The sequence below is a fragment of the Microbacterium sp. LWH7-1.2 genome, assembly GCF_038397755.1.
Classification (GTDB): Bacteria; Actinomycetota; Actinomycetes; order Actinomycetales; family Microbacteriaceae; genus Microbacterium.
In genome coordinates, this window is record NZ_CP151637.1 from 185,236 (window position 1) to 204,689 (window position 19,454).

Genomic DNA, 19,454 nt, shown 5'->3' on the forward strand with positions numbered 1-19,454 from the left:
GCACTTCTGCGGCCGCACCGCGTCGCCGGCCCGTGAGCGCACGGCGCCCGGTCGACGTGCGGGCGTGGCTGGGCGGCATCCGTCTCTCCGGCTTCATGGTCATCATGATGGGTCTGGTCGTGCTCGCGGCCTTCGTGCTCGTGCCGACGATCGGCACCTATGTCGACCAGCGCCAGCAGGTCGCCGCGCTCGAGGCGGCGGTTCAGCTCAGCCGCGACGAGGTCGCCGAGCTCGAGTCGCAGCGCGACCGCTGGCAGGACCCCGCCTACATCACGACGCAGGCGCGCGAGCGGCTGTATTACGTGAAGCCCGGCGAGGTTGTGTACCTCGTCGACGACGATCTTCCGCCCGAGCTCGCGCCGCAGGAGCAGGACCCGGTGAGCGACGAGCTCCAGGCCGCCGACGCCGATTGGATGTCGAAGCTCGTCCGCTCGGTCACCGAGGCCGGGCTCGCGCAGACCGTGGCGCCCGTGACCGTGGGTGTGCCCGACCCGGAACCCCCGACCAGCCCGACGCCGTGAGCGCCCCGGTCGCCGGGAGGACGCCGCGCGTGCGCCGGTCGCGCGGTCCAGGACCATCCCAGGTGGCGCGGGTAATCTGGCCCCGATCAAGGAGCACCTCTGTGACGACCCCGCCGTACCCCCCTGTCAGCGACGCCGACCTGGCCGTGCTCCGCGAGCAGCTCGGTCGTCCCGCGCGCGGCGTCGTCGGCATCGCCGCACGGTGCGTCTGCGGCAATCCCACGGTCGTCGCGACATCGCCGAGGCTCCCCGACGGCACGCCCTTCCCGACGTTCTACTACCTCACCCACCCTGCCGCGACCGCCGCGATGTCGGTGCTCGAAGCCGACCACGTGATGCGGGAGCTCTCTGACGAGCTCGCCGCCGACGACGAGGTCGCCGCCGCCTACCAGCGCGCGCACGAGGCCTACCTCCGCGACCGCGCGGAGTTCGGCGAGGTCGACGAGATCGCGGGCATCTCCGCGGGCGGCATGCCGACGCGCGTGAAGTGCCTGCACGCTCTCGCGGGTCACGCGCTCGCCGCGGGTCCGGGCGTCAACCCGATCGGGGATCGAGCCCTGGCCATGTCGACGTGGTCGCCCGAGCGCTGCGTGTGCGCGCAGCCGGGATCGGGCGGATGATCCGGCGCCTCCTGGCCGGGCTCGCCGTGGCCGCCGTCGCGATGACCCTCGTCGCAGCCGCCCCTGCGGCCGCTCAGGCAGCGCCCGCCGACGAAGACCCGGTGCGTGCCGCCGAGTACTGGCTGACCGACTACGGCGTCGAGAAGGCGTGGCAGACCACGCGCGGCGCCGGGGTGAAGATCGCCGTCATCGACACCGGGATCGGCCGCGGACCCGTCGCCCTCGATGGTGCGGTGGCGGGCGGCACGGATGTCTCGGGCGCCGGCTCGTCCGACGGACGCACGCCCGTCGGCGCCGTGGACAAGGACCACGGCAGCTGGGTCGCCTCTCTCGCCGCGGGACGGGGCACGGGTCCGGACACCGGCATGATCGGCGTGGCGCCCGAGGCGCAGCTGCTGTCGGTGTCGGTCGCGTTCGGTTCATCGGCCCAGCGTCCGTTCTCGGACCAGATCGCCGACGCGATCCGCTGGTCGGTGGACAACGGCGCCGACGTGATCAACATGTCGCTGACGACGAACGTGCCGGACTGGCCCGAGAGCTGGGACGACGCCTTCCTCTACGCCTTCGAGCACGACGTCGTGATCGTCGTGGCGGCGGGCAACCGGGGGAGTGGCACGACGCGCGTCGGCGCTCCCGCCACCATCCCGGGGGTGCTGACGGTGGGCGGCGTCGACCGGTCCGGAAGGGCCAGCGTGGATGCGTCGACGCAGGGCATCACCATCGGCGTCTCGGCACCGAGCGAGGAGCTGATCGGCGTCTCGGCCGATTCCACGCTGGTCTCGTGGGACGGCACGAGCGGCGCCGCCCCCATCGTCGCCGGCATCGCGGCCCTCGTGCGGGCGGCGCACCCCGAGCTCGACGCGAACAACGTCATCAACCGCATCATCAAGACCGCTCACCCTGCGGCGGGCGCGACAGAGGTGCCGGACGTGCTCTACGGCTACGGGCTGGTGGATGCCGCCGCCGCCGTCTCGGCGAGCATCCCGAACGTCACCGCGAATCCGATGGGCAGCCTCGAGGACTGGGTGCGCCTGTACCGCCGAGCGCCGGTCTCTCCGATGCCGGAGGAGTCGGCCGCGCCCGTGGAGGTGCCGCCGCTGCCGGACGCCGACCCGATGACCCGCGCCGCATCTCCGCTCCTTCCCGATCGGGATACCGTCATCTACGGCACCCTCCCGCTCCTGCTGGTCACGGCGACGGCTATACTGGTGGCGCTCGGCGTCACCGCTGCTGTCCGACGCATCCGATTGGCGTCCCGCGCGCCGAGCCGCTGACACAGGAGGAGTACTCCAAACCGTGACCAACACCGTGCCCAAGATCCTCATCGTCGGTGGCGGATACGCAGGCTTCTACACGGCCTGGAAGCTCGAGAAGCATCTCCGCAAGGGTGAGGCGGACGTGACGATCGTCGACCCGCTGCCCTATATGACCTACCAGCCATTCCTCCCCGAGGTCGCCGCCGGCTCGATCGAGGCCCGCCACTCGGTGGTCGCGCTGCGTCGCCACCTCAAGAAGACGAACGTCGTGGCCGCCAAGGTCACCGGCATCAACCACGCGAACAAGGTCGCCACGATCACGCCGATCGCGGGCGAGCCCTACGAGCTCGCCTACGACCAGATCGTCGTCACCGCGGGTGCCGTCTCGCGCACGTTCCCGATCCCCGGCATCGCTGACAACGCGATCGGCCTGAAGACGATCGAAGAGGCCGTCGCGATCCGCGACAAGCTGATGTCGAACTTCGACAAGGCGTCGACGCTGCCCGCCGGTCCGGAGCGCGACCGCCTGCTCACCGTCGTCGTCGTCGGCGGGGGCTTCGCCGGCATCGAGGTGTTCGCCGAGCTGCGCTCGCTCGCCTCCTCGCTGGTCAAGAGCTACCCGCAGCTCACCTTCGACGACACGCACTTCCACCTCATCGAGGCGATGGGCCGCATCATGCCCGAGGTCTCGCTGAAGACGAGCGAGTGGGTGCTGAAGAACCTCGCGAAGCGCGGCGCCTCGGTGCATCTCGACACGCAGGTCACGGGCGCCGTCGGCGGCAACATCGAGCTGTCGACCGGCGAGACCATCCCGAGCGACCTCATGATCTGGACCGCCGGCGTCATGGCGAACCCCACGGTGGTGCGCGGCGGCGATCTGCCCGTCGAGGAGCGCGGCCGCATCCGCACCCGTGCGGACCTGCGGGTCGGCAGCGAGGACGAGGTCGTCGAGGGCGCCTGGGCCGCCGGCGACGTGTCGGCCGTGCCCGACCTCACCGGTGGCGGCGTGGGCGGGTACTGCGTGCCGAACGCGCAGCACGCCGTGCGTCAGGCGAAGCTGCTCGCGAAGAACCTGGTGGCGGTGCTCCGCGGCGAGGTGCCCCGCGAGTACATCCACAAGAACCTCGGTGCCGTCGCGGGCCTGGGCCTCTGGGTCGGCGTGTTCCAGTCGGGCAACATCGCGCTCAAGGGCTGGATCGCGTGGCTCGCCCACCGCGGCTACCACGGCCTGGCGATGCCCTCGTGGGAGCGCAAGTGGCGCGTGCTGTGGGGCTGGTGGAACAACTTCTGGCTCGGTCGCGACATGGTGAACCTGTCGACCGTGCAGAACCCGCGCTACGTGTTCGAAGAGTTCGCCGCACGCCCGCGTCCGCCGCAGCCGGTCGAGGCGCCCGCCGAGAAGGCTGCTCCGGCAGCGGCGCCGGCCAAGAAGGCTCCCGCGCGCAAGGCTCCGGCGAAGGCAGCCGTCGACGCCGAGAAGGTCGCTGCGAACTGATGACGAAGGATGCCGCAGGCTCGTCTGAGAAGATGAGCCTGCGGCATTCGCGTTCCCCGAGGACGCGACCCGCCCCCGTAGCCCAACGGCAGAGGCAGGCGACTTAAACTCGCTCAAGTGTGGGTTCGAATCCCACCGGGGGTACTCCCGCCGGGAGCTCGCCTTCGCCGAGAATGCCCGCTAATCTGGTCAAAACCGGCGAAAGGGTCCCGGAATGGGCGAGAACAGCACGGGCCCGCAGGGCGAGCGCGATCAGCGCGCCCCGAAGAGCGGCTGGTGGTGGAAGTTCACGGCACTGCTCCTAGGCGCCCCGCCGATCGCCGTCTACGGCGCCGAGGACGAAGTCGAGCAGGAGCGCGCCGCGAGGGCGAAGGACTGACCTCCCGGATCAGCACGCCGCCGGCGTGTGCGCACGGCCATCCACAGCCGGTCATCGGGACCGCTCCCCGCGCTCTAGGCTGGGGCGATGCGCACGCACCCCCAGCGAGCCGTATGAGTCTCGATCTGCTGTCCACTCCCACGGCGACGAAGCCGTGGGAGCACCCTGGGTCCTACTGGGACGCGATGAGCCATGCCCTGACGGAGGTCAGCGGCCCGGTCGCCGCCATCAACTCCGAGGCGCTGCGGTACAACGCACTCGACCTCGTGGTGCGCGCCGGCGGCGTGCCGATCCGCGTCGCCAGCAAGTCGGTGCGCGTGCGGGAGGTTCTGAACGCCGTCCTGGCGCTGCCCGGCTACCAGGGCATCCTCGCCTTCACGCTTCCCGAGGCCCTGTGGCTCGCCGAGACGATGGACGACATCGTGCTGGGCTACCCGACGGCCGACCGGTCCGCGATCGCCGCGCTGGCGGCCGATGAGACCGCATCGTCGCGGATCACGCTGATGGTCGACGACCTGGCGCAGCTCGACCTCGTCGACGCCGTCGCCGCTCCCGATGCGCGGCCCGAGATCCGCGTGGCCATCGACGCCGACGCCTCGTGGCGGGCACCCGCACTCGGTCACATCGGCGTGCTCCGCTCCCCGGTGCACGACGCGGCCGAAGTTGCCGCCCTTGCGCGCTCGATCGCTGCCCGCCCCGGCTTCCGCCTCGTCGGCCTCATGATGTACGAGGCCCAGATCGCGGGGCAGGGTGACGCCACCGGGTCCGGCGACGCCGTGATCCGCTGGATGCAGCGACGCTCCGCCGCCGAGCTCCTCGAACGCCGCGGCGCCATCGTCGCCGCGCTCCGCGACATCGCCCCGCTCGAGTTCGTCAACGGCGGCGGGACCGGATCCCTCGAGCTGACGGCATCCGATCTGGCCGTCACCGAGGTCACCGCCGGCAGCGGTCTGCTCGCCGGGCACCTGTTCGACGGCTATCGCGCCTTCGATCCCGCGCCGGCCGCCGCGTTCGCGTTGGAGGTCGTGCGCAAGCCGGCTCCCGACGTCGCGACGGTGCTCGGCGGCGGATGGATCGCCTCCGGGCCCGCGCTCGAGTCGCGTCAGCCCCGTGCCGTGTGGCCCGCCGGACTGCGCATGGCGCCCCGCGAGGGAGCCGGCGAGGTGCAGACGCCGCTCCGCGGCGATGCGGCCCGCGAGCTGCGGGTGGGCGACCGCGTGTGGTTCCGCCATTCCAAGAGCGGTGAGCTCGCCGAGCGCGTCGATCGCTACCACGTGGTGGAGCGCGACACCTACGTGGGGGAGGTGGCGACCTACCGCGGCGAAGGCAAGGCGTTCCTGTGACCCGTCCGGGAGCGGTGTGGCGCAACTGGAGCCGCACGGAGTCGGTGCGCCCGCAGCGCATGGAGTTCCCCCGCACCGTCGCGGCGGTGCAGCGCGCCGTCGTGGCCGCGGCGGCGCAGCATATGCCGATCAAGGCGGTCGGTGCCGGTCACAGCTTCACCGGCATCGCGGTCGCGCCCGGCGCACTGCTGGAGCTCCGCGACCTCAGCGGGCTCGTCTCGGTCGACGTCGACCGTGCCCGGGTGACGCTTCTCGCGGGCACGCGCCTGCACGAGATCCCGTCGCTCCTCGCCCCGTTCGGCCTCGCGATGGAGAACCTCGGCGACATCGACCGTCAGTCCATCGCCGGGGCGATCTCCACCGGTACGCATGGCACGGGGGAGCGGTTCACCGGCATCGCGGGCCAGGTCGTCGGCGCGACCCTGGTCACCGCATCCGGCGACCTCTTCAGCGTGAGCGAGGAGGAGAATCCCGAGCTGGTACCGGCGGTCGCTCTCGGGCTCGGCGCCCTCGGCATCCTCGTCGAGGTCACACTTCAGTGCGTGCCGGCGTTCGTCCTGCACGCCGTCGATCAGTCCGAGGATCTCGCGGAGGTCCTCGGTGCCCTCGGCGAACGCGCGGCGGCGGCCGATCACTTCGAGTTCTACTGGTTCCCGCACACCGACCGAGCGATGACCAAGACCAACATGCGCCTCCCCGAGACCGCGCCGCGGCATCCCCTTCCCGCCGTCGGCAAGTGGATCGACGACACGCTCGTCGGCACCGGCGCCCACCAGGTCGCCTGCGCGGCCGGCGCGACGATCCCGGCCCTGGTGCCGCCGATCAACAGGCTGTCGGCGAAGATCTGGGGCAATCGGGAGTTCACGGATGCCTCGGCCCGCGTCTTCGCGACCAACCGGTCGGTGCGGTTCCGCGAGATGGAGTACGCGGTGCCGGTCGAGAACCTGCGGCCCGCGTTCGACGCGATGCGCGCCTTGATCGACCAGCGCGGCTGGCGGATCGGCTTCCCGATCGAAGTGCGGGTCGCGGCCGCCGACGATCGGTGGCTGTCGACGGCCTACGGCCGCGCTTCGGGGTACATCGCGGTGCACCGGTACTGGCGGGAAGACCCGACGGAGTACTTCGAGGCGGTCGAGGAGATCATGCTCGGCTTCGACGGGCGGCCTCACTGGGGGAAGCTGCACACGCTCGGTGCCGACCAGCTGCGGGCGCGCTACCCGCGCTTCGAGGACTTCGTCGCACTGCGCGACCGGCTCGACCCGGAGCGGCTGTTCCGCAACCCGTATCTCGATCGCGTCCTCGGTGGGTAACGGCTGAGAGTCGGGGAATACCCCACATGCGACGGGGTTTCGCGTCGGTAGGATGAGGTCACTATCGAACGGAGCCTCGGCAATGGAATGGCTGATCCCAGTCCTGATCGTGTTGGCGCTCGTCGTCATCGTCGGCATCTATCTCTGGGCGACCTACAATTCGCTCGTCCAGCTGAACGTGCGCGTGGATGAGGCGTGGAGCGACATCACGGTGCAGCTCAAGCGTCGGGCCGATCTGCTCCCGAACCTCATCGAGGCTGTGAAGGGCTACGCCGCCCACGAGAAGGCCGTCTTCGAGAACGTCACGAGAGCGCGCGCCGAGACGCTGTCGGCGTCGGGGCCGGCCGAGGCCGGCGTCGCCGAGGGGCACCTGCAGCAGGCGCTGAAGTCGCTGTTCGCGGTCGCCGAGGCCTATCCGCAGCTGCAGGCCAGTCAGAACTTCCTGCAGCTGCAGCAGTCGATCGTCGATACCGAAGACAAGATCCAGGCGTCGCGCCGGTTCTACAACGGCGGCGTGCGCGAGCTCAACACGAAGATCAAGGTCTTCCCGAACAACCTGTTCGCGCGCAACCTCGGCTTCCATGAGCGCGAGTTCTTCGAGGTGATCGACGGGGCCGCGATCTCGGAGCCGCCGCGCGTGCAGTTCTGACGGGGTCGGAGGCCGGCGGTAGCGTCGGGGAATGGTCCATCGGCTCAGCCGTGAACACGCCCGCCGCATCGCGCTGCGCGGGCAGCTGCTGACCGCTGAGAGGCCCGCGGGCATCGTCGAGACGATCGACGCGCTGACGGTCGTCAACATCGAGCCGACCGCGGCGATCGCTCCGAGCGCGGACCTCATCCTGTGGAGCCGGCTCGGGTGGCCGTACCAGCCGGCCGACCTCGTGCGCCTGTTCGAGGAGGACCGCGCGGTCTTCGAGTGGGGCGGTTTCTATCGCGTCATGACCGATCTCGCCCTGCTCATTCCCGAGATGAGGCGCCGCCCAGAGTCGGCGCAGGCGCGGGAGTGGCTCGCCGCGAACGACGTGTTCCGTCGGGAAGTGCTCGCGCGGCTGCGTGCCGACGGCCCGCTGCGGGCCGCCGAGATCCCCGACACCGCGCAGGTGTCGTGGCGCTCGTCGGGCTGGACGAACAACCGCAACTCGATGCAGCTGCTGGAGATGCTCGTGCTGTCCGGCGATGTGGCGGTCTCGTCACGCGATGCTGGGGGCCGCCTGTTCGACGTCGCCGAGCGCGTGTACCCGTCCGACGTGCCGCAACTGACGGCAGAGGACGCCGCCCGCGAGCGTGCGGAGCGCCGACTGGCATCGCTGGGGATCGCCCGGGTCAAGGGTCTCGCCCAGCCCTTCGAGCCGATCGACGTCGGCGAGATCGGCGAGGAGGCGGTGGTCGAGGGCGTCGACGGCTCGTGGCGGGTAGATCTCGGCGCCTTGGCCGACGCTGACGGGTTCGCCGGTCGCACGGCGCTGCTGTCGCCCTTCGACCGCGCCGTGTTCGATCGGCGCCGGCTCGAGGAGCTTTTCGGCTACGAGTACGTCCTCGAGATGTACAAACCTGCGCGCGACCGCCGGTGGGGCTATTTCGCGCTGCCGATCCTCCACGGGGACCGATTCGTCGGCAAGCTCGACGCCAAGGCCGATCGCAAGGCGGGTGTGCTCCGCGTGCACGCCGTCCACGAGGACGAGCCGTTCACCGAGCAGGTCAGGGCTTCGGTGGAGGGCGAGACGCAGGATCTCGCGCGCTGGCTGGGGCTCGAGGTGACCGGCCCGGGCGACTGAGCCCCACGCGGCCGCCCGGCCGGATCAGCCGGCCAGCTCCGCGACATCCAGGTCGTGCGCGTCCGTCACGGGTTCTTCCGAGGCGAGAGGCACCGGCTCCGCCGGACCCGCGTCGTGACGCGCCGACGCGGGCATCACGCGTGCGAGGTCATCGGTCGCATCACCCCAGCGCGAGATCGAGATCGACTCGAGCCCCTGCCAGGCGGCGGCGAGCCGAAGCTCGTCGGCGAGGCGCGGCGCGGCATCGGCGGGCCTGCCGTACTCCCACCACGCCGACTGGACGAGCAGCGTCGAGTCGGCGCGGTCGGCCTTGAGGTCGACGCGGCCGACGATGTCGTCGCCGATGAGGACGGGCAGCGAGTAGTAGCCGAACCGGCGCCGCGGCGCCGGCGTGTAGATCTCGATGCGGTACTCGAAGTCGAAGAGCCGCTCGGCGCGGTCCCGGAACCACACCACCGGATCGAACGGCGTCAGGATCGCCGAGGCGTCCACCTTGCGCGGAACGACGGCCTCGGCGTGCAGCCACGCCTTCGCCGGCCGGCCGGCCGTGGTCCACCCTTCGACCGACACCGCGTGCAGCTCGCCGGCGTCGACGAGGTCGCCGAGGGCCGTCGTCACGGCTTTGCGGTCGGCGATGCGCCAGTAGTCGGCGATGTCGGCGGCGGTGGCGACACCGCAGGCGCGCGCTGCGCGCCGCACGAGCTCCCGCACAGCCTCGTCACGGGGGATCGGCGCCTCGAGCACATGGCGCGGGATCACCTGCTCGGCGAGGCCGTACCGCCGCTCGAATCCGCGGCGCCCCGCGATCGCCACCTCGCCGAACATCCACAGGTACTCGAGCGCCTGCTTGACGACATCCCAGTCCCACCAGGGACCCCGCGCGCTCTCCTTCGCGTCGTGCTCGATCTGCGCCGGGCGCAGCGGGCCGCGGTCGGCGAGCTCGGCGCGCACCCAGTCGACGATGTCGCGATTCGCGTCGAACCAGCCACCGGGCTTGCTGCCGTACTTCGCGCGCAGCGCCTGCATGCGGAAGTCGAACAGCCCCCAGTCTTCGGCGGGGATGAACGCGGCCACATGCGCCCAGTACTCCACGTACGGGGAGCGGCGGGCGAACAGCAGACGGTCGAGCGCGGCGGTGTCGTAGGCGCCGACGCGCGAGAACAGCGGCATGTAGTGGGAACGGGCGAAGACGTTGACCGAGTCGATCTGCAGCGTCGCCATGCGCGCCAGCGCGCCGTTGAGCTGCCGGGTGCCGGCCGCGGACGGGCGGGGCCGCCCGAATCCCTGGGCGGCCAGTGCCACGCGACGCGCCTCAGCGGCGCTGAGTGAGGACTTCACGGGCGTCAGCGTAGCCGCAGCCTCCGACATCGCAACGCCCCGCCGTTCATGACCGGCGCGGAATGCGACGCGCCTAGACTGGCCCAATGAGCGGCTCCGAAGACAAGCCCCGCGGCTCCCTCTTCGACGCCGTCCGCGACCGCGGCCGGGTCGTCTCCACCGAGACGTCCGCTTCGGTGCCGCGTGGGCTCAGAGTCGCCACCGCCTACTCGTGGCGTCTGATCGTCGTCGCCGCGGCGATCGGCGTCGGCGTGTGGCTCGTGATCCAGCTGAAGCTGCTCGTGATCCCGCTCCTGATCGCGATCCTCATCACCGCCCTGCTGTGGCCGGCGTTCGCCTGGATGCTCCGCCGACGGATGCCGCGCTGGCTGGCCATCGTCATCTGCGTCGTGGGCACCATCGCGATCGTCACGGGACTGCTGTGGCTCGTCGTGTGGCAGATCATGCGGCAGTGGGACTCGGTGCAGGCGAGCACGGTGGCCGCGATCGAGCAGTTCCGGCAGTACCTCATCGACGGCCCGCTGCACCTCAGCGAGGATCAGATCGATGATCTGCTCGCGCAGGGCTGGGCCTTCGTGCAGCAGCAGGCCGAGCTGCTGTGGTCCGGGGCTCTCGCCATCGGGTCCACGATCGGCCACGTCGTCACCGGCACGGTGCTCGCGTTCTTCATCCTGCTGTGCCTGCTCGCCGACGGTGCGGGCATCTGGCGCTGGACCCTGCGGCTGTTCCCCAAGAAGGCGCGCCCCGCCGCCGACGGCGCCGGCCGAGCCGGCTGGATCACCGTGGTCAACTACGCGCGCACGCAGCTGCTGGTCGCGACCATCGACGCCATCGGCATCGGTCTCGGTGCCGCCCTGCTCGGGGTGCCCCTTGCGATCCCCGTTGCCGTGCTCGTCTTCCTCGGCGCGTTCGTCCCGATCGTCGGTGCCGTCGTCACGGGAACGGTCGCGGTCTTCCTCGCGCTCGTCTACAACGGTCCGTGGATCGCGCTCTGGATGCTCGTGGTCGTCCTCGGGGTGCAGCAGTTGGAGGGGCACGTTCTCCAGCCGCTCCTCATGGGCTCGGCCGTCAAGGTCCACCCGCTCGCCGTCGTGCTCGTGGTGGCCGGCGGTGCCATGATCGCCGGCATCCCGGGCGCCCTCTTCGCCGTGCCGCTCGCCGCGTTCGTGAACGTCGTCGCGGTATACCTTGCCGAACGCGCATGGGAGACCGGCGCCAGACCCACCGGGGACCTCATCTGGAGCACCGTTCCCCGCCAGAGGAGAGTCCGTTCGTGACCACCGCCATGTCATCCGCCGACCAGGTGTCCGAGACCGCCGCCGTTCCGGCGCCGCATGCGTCGGCCGTGCCGACACTCGCCGATTTCGAGGATGCCGCAGCCACCCTCGAAGGGGTCATATCGCACACGCCGCTCGACGCCTCGCAGCACCTGACGGACGTCCTCGGCGTGCCGGTGCACCTCAAGCTCGAGAACCTGCAGCGCACCGGGTCGTTCAAGATCCGCGGCGCGACCTACCGCCTGTCACGCCTGACCGCGGAGGAACGCGCGCGGGGCGTCGTCGCGGCCTCCGCCGGCAACCACGCCCAGGGCGTGGCACTCGCGGCCAAGGCTCTCGGCATCCACGCGACGATCTTCATGCCCCTCGGCGTACCGGTGCCGAAGCTCCTCGCCACGCGGGGGTACGGCGCCGACGTCGTCCTGGAGGGCGCCACGGTCGAGACGCCGCTGCGACTCGCGGCGGAGTTCGCCGAGCGCACGGGCGCCGTCTTCATCCACCCGTTCGACCACCAGGACGTCATCGCCGGTCAAGGGACGCTGGGCCTCGAGCTCATGGACGAGCTGCCCGACCTCGACACGATAGTCCTCGGCATCGGCGGGGGCGGGCTGGTCGCCGGCGTCGCCGCGGCCGTCAAGGCCCGCGCGGCGGCAGAGGGCCGAACGGTGCGGGTGATCGGCGTGCAGGCGGAGAGTTCCGCCGCGTATCCGGCGTCGCTGGAGGCGGGGCATCCGCTCGAAGTCCCGACGTCGCCGACGATCGCAGACGGCATCGCGGTCGCCCGCCCGGGAGACCTGCCCTTCGAGATCATCCGCGACCTCGTCGACGAGGTCGTGACGGTGAGCGAGGACGACATCGCCCGCGCCCTGCTCGTGCTCCTCGAGCGCGCCAAGCAGGTGGTGGAGCCGGCAGGCGCCGTGGGCGTGGCGGCGATCCTGGCGGGCAAGGTCGTCGCGACGGGCCCGACGGTGACGGTTCTCTCGGGCGGCAACATCGACCCGCTGCTGCTGCAGCGCGTCGTCGCGCATGGGCTCGCGGCATCCGGTCGGTATATGACGCTGCGCATCCCGCTGCCGGATCGTCCCGGCCAGCTCGCGCGGGTGTCAGAACTGCTGGCGATCGCCGGTGCGAACGTCATCGAGGTGCTGCACACACGCCACGGCCAGGGCATCCAGATCAGCGAGGTGATCCTGCAGCTCAGCGTCGAGACGCGCGGCGAAGAGCACCGCGCGCACGTCATCTCCGTGCTCGAGGATGCCGGCTACGCGCCCACGGTCGTTCCGGACTAGCGAGGGCCGCTCGGCGGCCTCCGGGGAGCCCCTGAAGCCCTGGGCGGATCACTGACCGTTGTAGGTCTCGACCTTGACGATCTCGACGGCGATCTCGCGACCGTTGGGGGCCGTGTACGAGGTCTTCTCGCCTTCCTTACGGCCGAGGATCGCGACGCCCAGGGGCGAGGCCTCGCTGTAAACGTCGAGCTCGGAGCCGACGGCGATCTCGCGGTTGCCGAGCAGGAAGACCTCTTCGCCGCCGGCCACGATCGCGGTGATGACGGTGCCGGGTTCGACGACACCGCTGCTCTGCGGCGCCTCGCTGACCGTTGCGGTCTTGAGCAGGTGCTGCAGAGTGCGGATGCGCGCCTCCTGCTTGCCCTGCTCGTCCTTGGCGGCGTGGTAGCCGCCGTTCTCCTTGAGGTCGCCTTCTTCGCGCGCGGCCTCGATGCGCTTGGCGATCTCCTCGCGGCCGGTCGTCGAGAGGTGCTCGAGCTCGGCGGCCAGGCGATCGTAGGCGTCCTGGGTGAGGAAGGTCACGGGGGCGTCGGTGGACACGGCTGACTCCTTCGTAGGGCCCGCTGCCGACGAGAGCGGTGCGGGCATAAACCGAACGCCCCGGCTCACGGCCAGGGCGCGATTCTGCTGATGTCCCGCCAGACTACGTCACGGCGTCTGTTCGGACAAACTCATCCGGGCAGCACCCAGCACGAGTTGACGAAGCCGGTGGTGGCGAGCGCGGTCGTCGGGACAGCCTCGCGGAACGCGCGCGCGTGGAGCTCGGATGCCGGCAGCTCGACGACCCGCCAGCCCACCACGCCGTGCTCCTGGTCCTGCGCCTCGATCGCGCAGGCGACCGCGGCACCGGGCGGAGCGCTGACCTGGAATCCGAGCGTCACGGAGTGCTCGTCGACGACCTCGAACGAGGTCGTGTCGGCGTCGACGGAGTCGAGCGACCCGCGCACGGTGAACCAGCCGAAGAGCCCGACGAGGCCGACCGCGACGACGATGCCGGCCCCGATGAGCCACCCACGCGCGGGCGATCGGCGACGGCCGTAGCGCTCGTCGAGCATGTCCTGCGTGGTCACGCCGCTCCTTCGGGATCGTCGGGTCGCATCGGAAGATTAGGCTGGAACTCCAGGCTATGCGCTCGCGCGCACCCCCGACGACACCGCCCGCTCCGCGGGCAGAGCGAGGAACCCATGCAGCACGCGATCGCCGGGATCCTTCCCACCGCGACGACTCCGACGCCGACTCCCGCGCCCGCGGTCGACCCGAACCTCGTGAGCCCCGGGGTCGTCGGATTCCTCGTCACCGCGCTGATCGCGATCGCCGTCATCTTCCTGATCTGGGACATGATGCGCCGCATCCGCCGCGGCCGGGTGCGCGCCGACATCCAGGAGCAGCTGGAAGCCGAGGAGCAGGCCGCGCGCGCCACGGAGGCGAGCGAGGTCGACGACCAGAGCATCGATCCGGCGGACGACGGTGGCCGCGGCGAGACCCCCAAGGCCTGAAGACCCGAAAGCGTCCACGGGAGACGGATGCTGCGGCCCGCAGCATCCGTCATCGTCCTCAGCCCGGGAGCCCCAGCGACGGGGAGTACGGGTGCAGCGCGATGATGAGGCACGCCGTCCAGTGGCAGAGGAACGCCAGCACGGTGCAGACGTGGAAGATCTCGTGGAAGCCGAAGTGGCCAGGCCATGGATTAGGGCGCTTCAGCGCGTAGATGACCGCACCGACCGTATAGAGGATGCCGCCCACGGCGACGAGCACCATCATGGCTGCGCTGGCCTTGAACAGCGGCACGATGTACATGACGGCCGCCCATCCGAGGAGGAGATACAGGGCGACGTAGAGCCAGCGCGGGGCGTTGATCCAGAAGACGCGGAAGAGGATCCCGAGGAGCGCACCGCTCCAGACCAGGACCAGCAGCAGCGCTCCCTGCTGCGGCGGGAGCGCGAGCACCGCGATCGGGGTGTAGGTGCCGGCGATCAGCAGCAGGATGTTCGCATGGTCGATGCGCTTCAGGATCGCCTTGGTCTTCGGCTTCCAGTCGAACCGGTGGTAGAGCGCTGAGTTGCCGAACAGCAGGAGCGATGTCGTCATGAACACCACCGACGCCCATTTCGCCGGAGCACCCTGAGCGAGCACGATGAGCACGATGCCGGCCGCGATCGCGATGGGAAAGGTCGCGGCGTGGATCCAGCCGCGCCAGCTGGGCTTGAGATCTGGCGTCGCGGCGTCGACGGCCGCGGCGTCCATCAGCGGCAGAACGGGGACCTCGGGGGCCTGGGGGAGGCTGCGACGTCGGCTCATGTCCTAAGCGTAGACGGGGGCGCATACCTGGAGGGAAACATACTGAGTCCCACTGGGCATGGGACTGGGTCCCACGCTAGGGTCGGGGTCGCGCGCGGGGTAGCGTAGGCGTGTGGCGCGCGGCGAGACGAACGAGGGCAGGGGGCCCCTCTACCGGCTCTACATCAACCGCCTGCGCCGTCGCCTGGATCCGGCATCCGTCCCGCGACACCTCGCGATGATGATCGACGGCAACCGCCGGTGGGCCAGGCAGCTCGGCTACGACTCAGCCGCGCACGGCCACCGGGCGGGCGCGGCGAAGATGAAGGAGTTCCTCCGCTGGTGCGACGACGTGGGAATCCGCGTCGTGTCGCTGTACCTGCTGTCGAACGACAACCTGCGAAAGCGCGATTCGCGGGAGCTGTCGGACCTCATCGAGATCATCGCCGAGCTCGCCGACGAGCTTTCGCATGAGCGCGACTGGCGCGTGAAGCACGTGGGCCGGGCCGACGCGCTGCCCGAGGACCTCAGACGGGTGCTCGCCGAGGTCGAAGCCCGCACGAAGCACAACGCGGGGATGCACGTGAACCTCGCCGTCGGCTACGGCGGCCGGGGCGAGATCGTGGACGCCGTGCGCAGCATCATCGCCCAGCACGACGAGCGCGGCGGCTCCCTCGAGGAGCTGGCCGCGAGCCTCACCCCCGAGCAGATCGGGGAACACCTGTACACCGGCGGGCAGCCCGACCCGGACCTCGTCATCCGCACGTCGGGGGAGCAGCGGCTGAGCGACTTCCTGCTGTGGCAGTCGGCCCACTCGGAGTTCTACTTCGTCGAGGCACTCGGCCCGGATCTCCGCGAGGTGGACTTCCTCCGCGCGATCCGCGACTTCGCCTCGCGGGACCGCCGATACGGCGGTTGAGCGGCCTTTCACACCGCTGTTCACACCTCTGCCAGAATGATCCGCGTGACGGATCTGGATTCATATCTGGCGTCGTTCGATGGGGAACCGGGGTACCTGGACTGGGCGGCATTCGGGCCGCTCTCGCCCGCGGTCCGCAGCGAGGCGCAGGGCGACACCGAGCTGCTGGGCTCCGGCCGGCGCACGAGCATCGCGCTCGTCGCCGACCACGTGCGCGAGGCCCGCGAGCTGGTCGCGGAGCTGATCGGCACGGATGCCGCGCATGTGACGCTGCAGCCGTCCACAACGTACGGACTGATGCACGCGATCTATGGGCTCGCCGGCGGGCTCATGCTGGGTCGCGGCGAGTTCCCCAGCCTCACCGTCGCGGCCACACGCGCGTCGGAGGCGTTCGGATCGGTGCAGCTGCAGTGGGTCGAGCCGGCCGACGGGTTCATGACGCCCGACGCGATCCGCTCGGCCCTCTCCGACGACACCCGCGCCGTCGCGGTCAGCCTCGTCGACTTCCGCACCGGGTACCGCACCGACCTGACGGCGATCCGCGAGGTGATCGGCGACCGCCTGCTCATCGTGGATGCCATCCAGGGCTTCGGCATGGTCGATGCCGACTACCTCGCCGCCGATGTCGTGTGCGGGCACGGGTACAAGTGGCTGCGCGCCGGCCGGGGCACCGGCTTCGCCTGGTTCGGCGAGCGGGCGCTCGAGCGGATCGCCCCCGTGCTCTCCGGCTTCGCGGGCGTCGACGGCGACCTGCCCGTCGACGCCGTGCCCGCCCCGGCGACGTCGGCTCAGGCGTTCTCCGTCTCGGGGATCGACACCCTCGCCGCCGCGCGCCTCGCAGCGGCGCTGCGGGAAGTGGTGGAGGTGGGTGTCACCGACATCGAGTCGGTGCTGGCCGAGCGGGCCGCCGACGTCATGTTCTTCGCGGATCGCTACGAGGTGCCGGTCATCACGCCCCGCAAGCCCGAGCACCGCGCCGGCATCGTGACGCTCGAGCCCGCCCCGCAGGACGCCGCCCCCCTCGCCGCTTCCCTTGCGAACCATGGCCTCACCGTCACCGCGCGGGCCGGCCGCATCCGGGTCGCACCCCACGTCGGCACCGGCGCCGACACGCTGCGTCTGTTCGGCGACGCGCTCGCCGCCTTCTCGTCGGCACGGGTCTGGTGATGACGGATGCTGCGCGTGCAGCATCCGTTTACCAACATGTCACGCGTTCTTGCGTGTCGGGCGCGTCCGATGTCGGCAGGCAGTCGTAGCGTGAGCGCATCGGGCAAGGAGCCCGGTCGAGTCGGCCTCAGGATCGCGACTCGTGACTCCGGTCGACTCGTGACTGCCGGGTGAACCACCCGGGGCGGGAGTGGGTTGTGACCACACGAGCACCACACGAGCAGCGCCGTCAGGACCTCGAGCAGGTCGCAGCATCCGATCAGGATCTGCGGACCTATGTGCTCGACACGTCGGTGCTGCTCAGCGATCCGCGGGCCTTCTTCCGCTTCGCCGAGCACAGCGTCGTGATCCCCGTCGTGGTGATCACGGAACTCGAAGGCAAGCGGCACGATCCCGAGATCGGCTACTTCGCCCGGCAGGCGCTGCGCCACCTCGACGAACTGCGCGTCGAGCACGGACGCCTCGACTTCCCCGTTCCGGTCGGCGAGGGCGGTACGCTCCGCGTCGAGCTGAACAACACCGACGCGACGGTGCTGCCCTCGGGAATGCGGCTCGGCGACAACGACAGTCGCATCCTCGCCATCGCGATGAACCTCGCCCAGGACGGGCAGGATGTCACCGTCGTCTCGAAGGACCTGCCGATGCGGGTGAAGGCGGCATCGCTCGGCATCACGGCGGAGGAGTACCTCGCCGAGCAGGCGGTCGACTCCGGCTGGACCGGCATCTCCGAGATCGACGTCTCCGGGGACGACATCAGCGACCTGTACGAGAGCGAGGTCGCCTCGAGCGGCGATGTGCAAGGACTGCCGGTGAACACCGGGCTGATCGTCCACTCCGAGCGAGGCTCTGCGCTGGGGCGCGTCGTGGGCGACGGCGAGTACCGCCTGGTCCGCGGCGACCGTGAGGTGTTCGGCCTCCACGGACGTTCGGCAGAGCAGCGCATCGCGATCGACCTGCTTCTCGACCCCGAGGTCGGCATCGTGTCGCTCGGCGGCCGTGCCGGCACCGGAAAGTCGGCGCTCGCGCTGTGCGCCGCGCTCGAAGCGGTGCTCGAGCGGCAGCAGCAGCGCAAGATCATCGTGTTCCGGCCACTGTTCGCCGTCGGTGGCCAGGAGCTCGGGTATCTGCCGGGGGACCAGCAGGAGAAGATGAACCCCTGGGGCCAGGCGGTGTTCGACACCCTCGGCTCGGTGGTCTCGACCAACGTGCTCGACGAGGTGGTCGAACGGGGCCTCCTCGAGGTGCTGCCCCTCACCCACATCCGCGGTCGGTCGCTGCACGACGCGTTCGTGATCGTCGACGAGGCGCAGTCGCTCGAGCGCAACGTGCTGCTCACCGTGCTGAGCCGTATCGGGCAGAATTCGCGGGTCGTGCTGACCCACGACGTCGGCCAGCGCGACAACCTGCGGGTCGGCCGTCACGACGGCGTCGCGTCGGTCATCGAGACTCTCAAGGGGCACTCGCTGTTCGGCCACGTGACACTCGTGCGGTCGGAGCGGTCGGCCATCGCCGCACTCGTCACCGACCTCCTGGAAGCCGGAGAACTCGCCTGAGGGGCCTCGCGACCAACTGAGGATGCAGCGGGTCGGGATCCCGGATCCCGGCCCGCTGCGGCGCGTGACCATGAGGAAAGTCTCATCGCCCGCGGCGCATCCCGCGCGATCGGTCTGTCACCATGGATGACGGGAAACGATTCCGCGCACACGGAGGGAAAGGGGAGACGTGGAGGCACGCACGGGGCTCGTGATCGGCGGCATGGCCGCTGTCGCGGCGAGCGTCGCCGTCGTGACCGCCGTCGCCCTCGCGAACACCGCGGTCCTGGCGAACTCGGAAGGCACGAGCGTCGCCTCGAAGCCCGTCGTCGTCCCCGCCCCCGCATCTGCGTCGGCGACGCCTCGGCCCACGCCGGCGGCGACTTCTGACGCACTCAACCCGTCCACCGAGCCGCAAGTGGTCGAGGCGCCCACACCCGTCGACGTCGCGCCTTCCGCCTCGACGGGCGCGCGCGCACCCGCGACGCCCGATGCGGCCGCGCCCGGTCCGGCCGCGCCCGCCGACATGGACGCAGCCATCGCCGCGGCGGAGGCGGCGGGAACGTGGGACGCACTCCGTGGCTGGGCGGTCGCGAACGGCTGGTCGAACGGCCGGCTCGAAGCTCTGATCGCCCGTCTCGAGCGCGAGAACGCCGAACCGAGCGAGAAGCAGGACCAGGAGAGCTCGAGCGAACCGAGCGGTTCCACCGCCCAGCGGCAGAGCCAGGTTCAGGTCCAGGTCGAGGTCAAGGCCCAGGCCCCCACCCCTGAGCCGGAGCCGGAGCCGGAGCCTGAGCTCCCCGCTGCGGAACAGAAGCATTCCGGTCAGCAGTCGACCGGTTCACAACGTCCCGCTCACGCGGGATCGAACGTCGGAAACGGCAACGGCGCCGGCAACGACGGGAAGAAAGACCAGTCGCGCAATTCCCCAGACAAGCGCGACTGACAACGGTCGG

At 70.6% G+C, this 19,454-nt stretch carries 20 protein-coding genes and 1 tRNA gene; 17 read left to right on the top strand and 4 right to left on the bottom strand.

What is annotated here, in order from left to right:
* Positions 1 to 32 precede the first annotated feature (32 nt).
* The 10 genes from MRBLWH7_RS00835 (at position 33) to MRBLWH7_RS00880 (ending at position 8,699) form a co-directional block, all read left to right on the top strand.
* Positions 33 to 521 (top strand): septum formation initiator family protein, encoded by a 489-nt coding sequence (locus MRBLWH7_RS00835; protein ID WP_341998255.1) that lies wholly within the window; start codon positions 33 to 35, stop codon positions 519 to 521.
* 101 nt (positions 522 to 622) lie between these two features.
* Positions 623 to 1,141, top strand: coding sequence for a DUF501 domain-containing protein (locus tag MRBLWH7_RS00840; protein WP_341998258.1), 519 nt, complete (start codon positions 623 to 625; stop codon positions 1,139 to 1,141).
* A complete protein-coding gene (locus tag MRBLWH7_RS00845) occupies positions 1,138 to 2,415 on the top strand; it encodes a S8 family serine peptidase (RefSeq protein WP_341998259.1) in 1,278 nt (425 codons plus the stop codon). The genes MRBLWH7_RS00840 and MRBLWH7_RS00845 overlap by 4 nt, the downstream gene beginning before the upstream one ends.
* Positions 2,416 to 2,449: 34 nt before the next feature.
* On the top strand, positions 2,450 to 3,892 hold the full coding sequence (locus MRBLWH7_RS00850) for an FAD-dependent oxidoreductase (RefSeq protein ID WP_342002181.1): 1,443 nt from the start codon (positions 2,450 to 2,452) through the stop codon (positions 3,890 to 3,892).
* A 71-nt stretch (positions 3,893 to 3,963) separates the two neighbouring features.
* Positions 3,964 to 4,036: transfer RNA gene (locus MRBLWH7_RS00855), tRNA-Leu, on the top strand.
* A gap of 70 nt (positions 4,037 to 4,106) precedes the next feature.
* A complete protein-coding gene (locus MRBLWH7_RS00860; RefSeq protein ID WP_341998261.1) occupies positions 4,107 to 4,271 on the top strand; it encodes a hypothetical protein in 165 nt (54 codons plus the stop codon).
* Positions 4,272 to 4,384: 113 nt separating this feature from the next.
* Positions 4,385 to 5,614, top strand: coding sequence for an alanine racemase (locus tag MRBLWH7_RS00865; RefSeq protein ID WP_341998263.1), 1,230 nt, complete (start codon positions 4,385 to 4,387; stop codon positions 5,612 to 5,614).
* Complete coding sequence (locus tag MRBLWH7_RS00870; RefSeq protein ID WP_341998265.1) at positions 5,611 to 6,924, top strand: D-arabinono-1,4-lactone oxidase; 1,314 nt, start codon at positions 5,611 to 5,613, stop codon at positions 6,922 to 6,924. The genes MRBLWH7_RS00865 and MRBLWH7_RS00870 overlap by 4 nt, the downstream gene beginning before the upstream one ends.
* Before the next feature lie 82 nt (positions 6,925 to 7,006).
* Complete coding sequence (locus tag MRBLWH7_RS00875; RefSeq protein ID WP_045296731.1) at positions 7,007 to 7,573, top strand: LemA family protein; 567 nt, start codon at positions 7,007 to 7,009, stop codon at positions 7,571 to 7,573.
* Positions 7,574 to 7,604: 31 nt separating this feature from the next.
* Positions 7,605 to 8,699, top strand: a complete 1,095-nt coding sequence (locus tag MRBLWH7_RS00880) for a crosslink repair DNA glycosylase YcaQ family protein (RefSeq protein WP_341998271.1) — start codon at positions 7,605 to 7,607, stop codon at positions 8,697 to 8,699.
* Between the two features lie 24 nt (positions 8,700 to 8,723).
* Here the strand turns inward: MRBLWH7_RS00880 and MRBLWH7_RS00885 are convergent, their stop codons facing one another.
* Positions 8,724 to 10,037, bottom strand: a complete 1,314-nt coding sequence (locus MRBLWH7_RS00885; RefSeq protein WP_341998273.1) for a crosslink repair DNA glycosylase YcaQ family protein — start codon at positions 10,035 to 10,037, stop codon at positions 8,724 to 8,726.
* Positions 10,038 to 10,123: 86 nt separating this feature from the next.
* On the opposite strand from MRBLWH7_RS00885, the gene MRBLWH7_RS00890 reads away from it, so the two are divergent.
* Both MRBLWH7_RS00890 and ilvA read left to right on the top strand, forming a co-directional pair.
* Positions 10,124 to 11,314, top strand: a complete 1,191-nt coding sequence (locus MRBLWH7_RS00890; RefSeq protein WP_341998274.1) for an AI-2E family transporter — start codon at positions 10,124 to 10,126, stop codon at positions 11,312 to 11,314.
* A gap of 8 nt (positions 11,315 to 11,322) precedes the next feature.
* A complete protein-coding gene (gene ilvA / locus MRBLWH7_RS00895; RefSeq protein ID WP_342002183.1) occupies positions 11,323 to 12,603 on the top strand; it encodes a threonine ammonia-lyase in 1,281 nt (426 codons plus the stop codon).
* 48 nt (positions 12,604 to 12,651) lie between these two features.
* On the opposite strand, the gene greA is transcribed toward ilvA, so the two are convergent.
* The gene (gene greA, locus MRBLWH7_RS00900; RefSeq protein ID WP_341998276.1) at positions 12,652 to 13,143 is read right to left on the bottom strand and encodes a transcription elongation factor GreA; all 492 of its coding nucleotides are present in this window, start codon (positions 13,141 to 13,143) and stop codon (positions 12,652 to 12,654) included.
* 131 nt (positions 13,144 to 13,274) lie between these two features.
* Positions 13,275 to 13,673: a DUF4307 domain-containing protein gene (locus tag MRBLWH7_RS00905; RefSeq protein WP_341998279.1), complete on the bottom strand. Its 399-nt coding sequence runs from the start codon at positions 13,671 to 13,673 to the stop codon at positions 13,275 to 13,277.
* A gap of 114 nt (positions 13,674 to 13,787) precedes the next feature.
* Between MRBLWH7_RS00905 and MRBLWH7_RS00910 the strand changes: the two genes are divergently transcribed.
* A complete protein-coding gene (locus MRBLWH7_RS00910) occupies positions 13,788 to 14,099 on the top strand; it encodes a hypothetical protein (RefSeq protein WP_341998281.1) in 312 nt (103 codons plus the stop codon).
* A gap of 58 nt (positions 14,100 to 14,157) precedes the next feature.
* Here the strand turns inward: MRBLWH7_RS00910 and MRBLWH7_RS00915 are convergent, their stop codons facing one another.
* A complete protein-coding gene (locus MRBLWH7_RS00915) occupies positions 14,158 to 14,901 on the bottom strand; it encodes a hemolysin III family protein (protein WP_341998283.1) in 744 nt (247 codons plus the stop codon).
* Positions 14,902 to 15,013: 112 nt separating this feature from the next.
* On the opposite strand from MRBLWH7_RS00915, the gene MRBLWH7_RS00920 reads away from it, so the two are divergent.
* The 4 genes from MRBLWH7_RS00920 to MRBLWH7_RS00935 all read left to right on the top strand — a co-directional run bounded on the left by MRBLWH7_RS00920 (position 15,014) and on the right by MRBLWH7_RS00935 (position 19,444).
* On the top strand, positions 15,014 to 15,799 hold the full coding sequence (locus tag MRBLWH7_RS00920) for an isoprenyl transferase (RefSeq protein ID WP_341998285.1): 786 nt from the start codon (positions 15,014 to 15,016) through the stop codon (positions 15,797 to 15,799).
* Positions 15,800 to 15,835: 36 nt separating this feature from the next.
* On the top strand, positions 15,836 to 16,966 hold the full coding sequence (locus tag MRBLWH7_RS00925) for an aminotransferase class V-fold PLP-dependent enzyme (protein WP_341998287.1): 1,131 nt from the start codon (positions 15,836 to 15,838) through the stop codon (positions 16,964 to 16,966).
* Between the two features lie 197 nt (positions 16,967 to 17,163).
* On the top strand, positions 17,164 to 18,519 hold the full coding sequence (locus tag MRBLWH7_RS00930) for a PhoH family protein (protein ID WP_341998289.1): 1,356 nt from the start codon (positions 17,164 to 17,166) through the stop codon (positions 18,517 to 18,519).
* A gap of 169 nt (positions 18,520 to 18,688) precedes the next feature.
* Entirely contained in the window at positions 18,689 to 19,444 is a 756-nt protein-coding gene (locus tag MRBLWH7_RS00935) for a hypothetical protein (protein ID WP_341998291.1), read from the top strand.
* Positions 19,445 to 19,454 lie beyond the last annotated feature (10 nt).

Coding starts and splice junctions, on each gene's coding strand:
- MRBLWH7_RS00845 (WP_341998259.1), top strand. CDS start 1,138: ATGATCCGGCGCCTCCTGGCCGGGCTCGCCGTGGCCGCCGTCGCGATG.
- MRBLWH7_RS00860 (WP_341998261.1), top strand. CDS start 4,107: ATGGGCGAGAACAGCACGGGCCCGCAGGGCGAGCGCGATCAGCGCGCC.
- MRBLWH7_RS00865 (WP_341998263.1), top strand. CDS start 4,385: ATGAGTCTCGATCTGCTGTCCACTCCCACGGCGACGAAGCCGTGGGAG.
- MRBLWH7_RS00875 (WP_045296731.1), top strand. CDS start 7,007: ATGGAATGGCTGATCCCAGTCCTGATCGTGTTGGCGCTCGTCGTCATC.
- MRBLWH7_RS00880 (WP_341998271.1), top strand. CDS start 7,605: ATGGTCCATCGGCTCAGCCGTGAACACGCCCGCCGCATCGCGCTGCGC.
- MRBLWH7_RS00890 (WP_341998274.1), top strand. CDS start 10,124: ATGAGCGGCTCCGAAGACAAGCCCCGCGGCTCCCTCTTCGACGCCGTC.
- ilvA (WP_342002183.1), top strand. CDS start 11,323: ATGTCATCCGCCGACCAGGTGTCCGAGACCGCCGCCGTTCCGGCGCCG.
- MRBLWH7_RS00910 (WP_341998281.1), top strand. CDS start 13,788: ATGCAGCACGCGATCGCCGGGATCCTTCCCACCGCGACGACTCCGACG.
- MRBLWH7_RS00915 (WP_341998283.1), bottom strand. CDS start 14,901: ATGAGCCGACGTCGCAGCCTCCCCCAGGCCCCCGAGGTCCCCGTTCTG.
- MRBLWH7_RS00925 (WP_341998287.1), top strand. CDS start 15,836: ATGATCCGCGTGACGGATCTGGATTCATATCTGGCGTCGTTCGATGGG.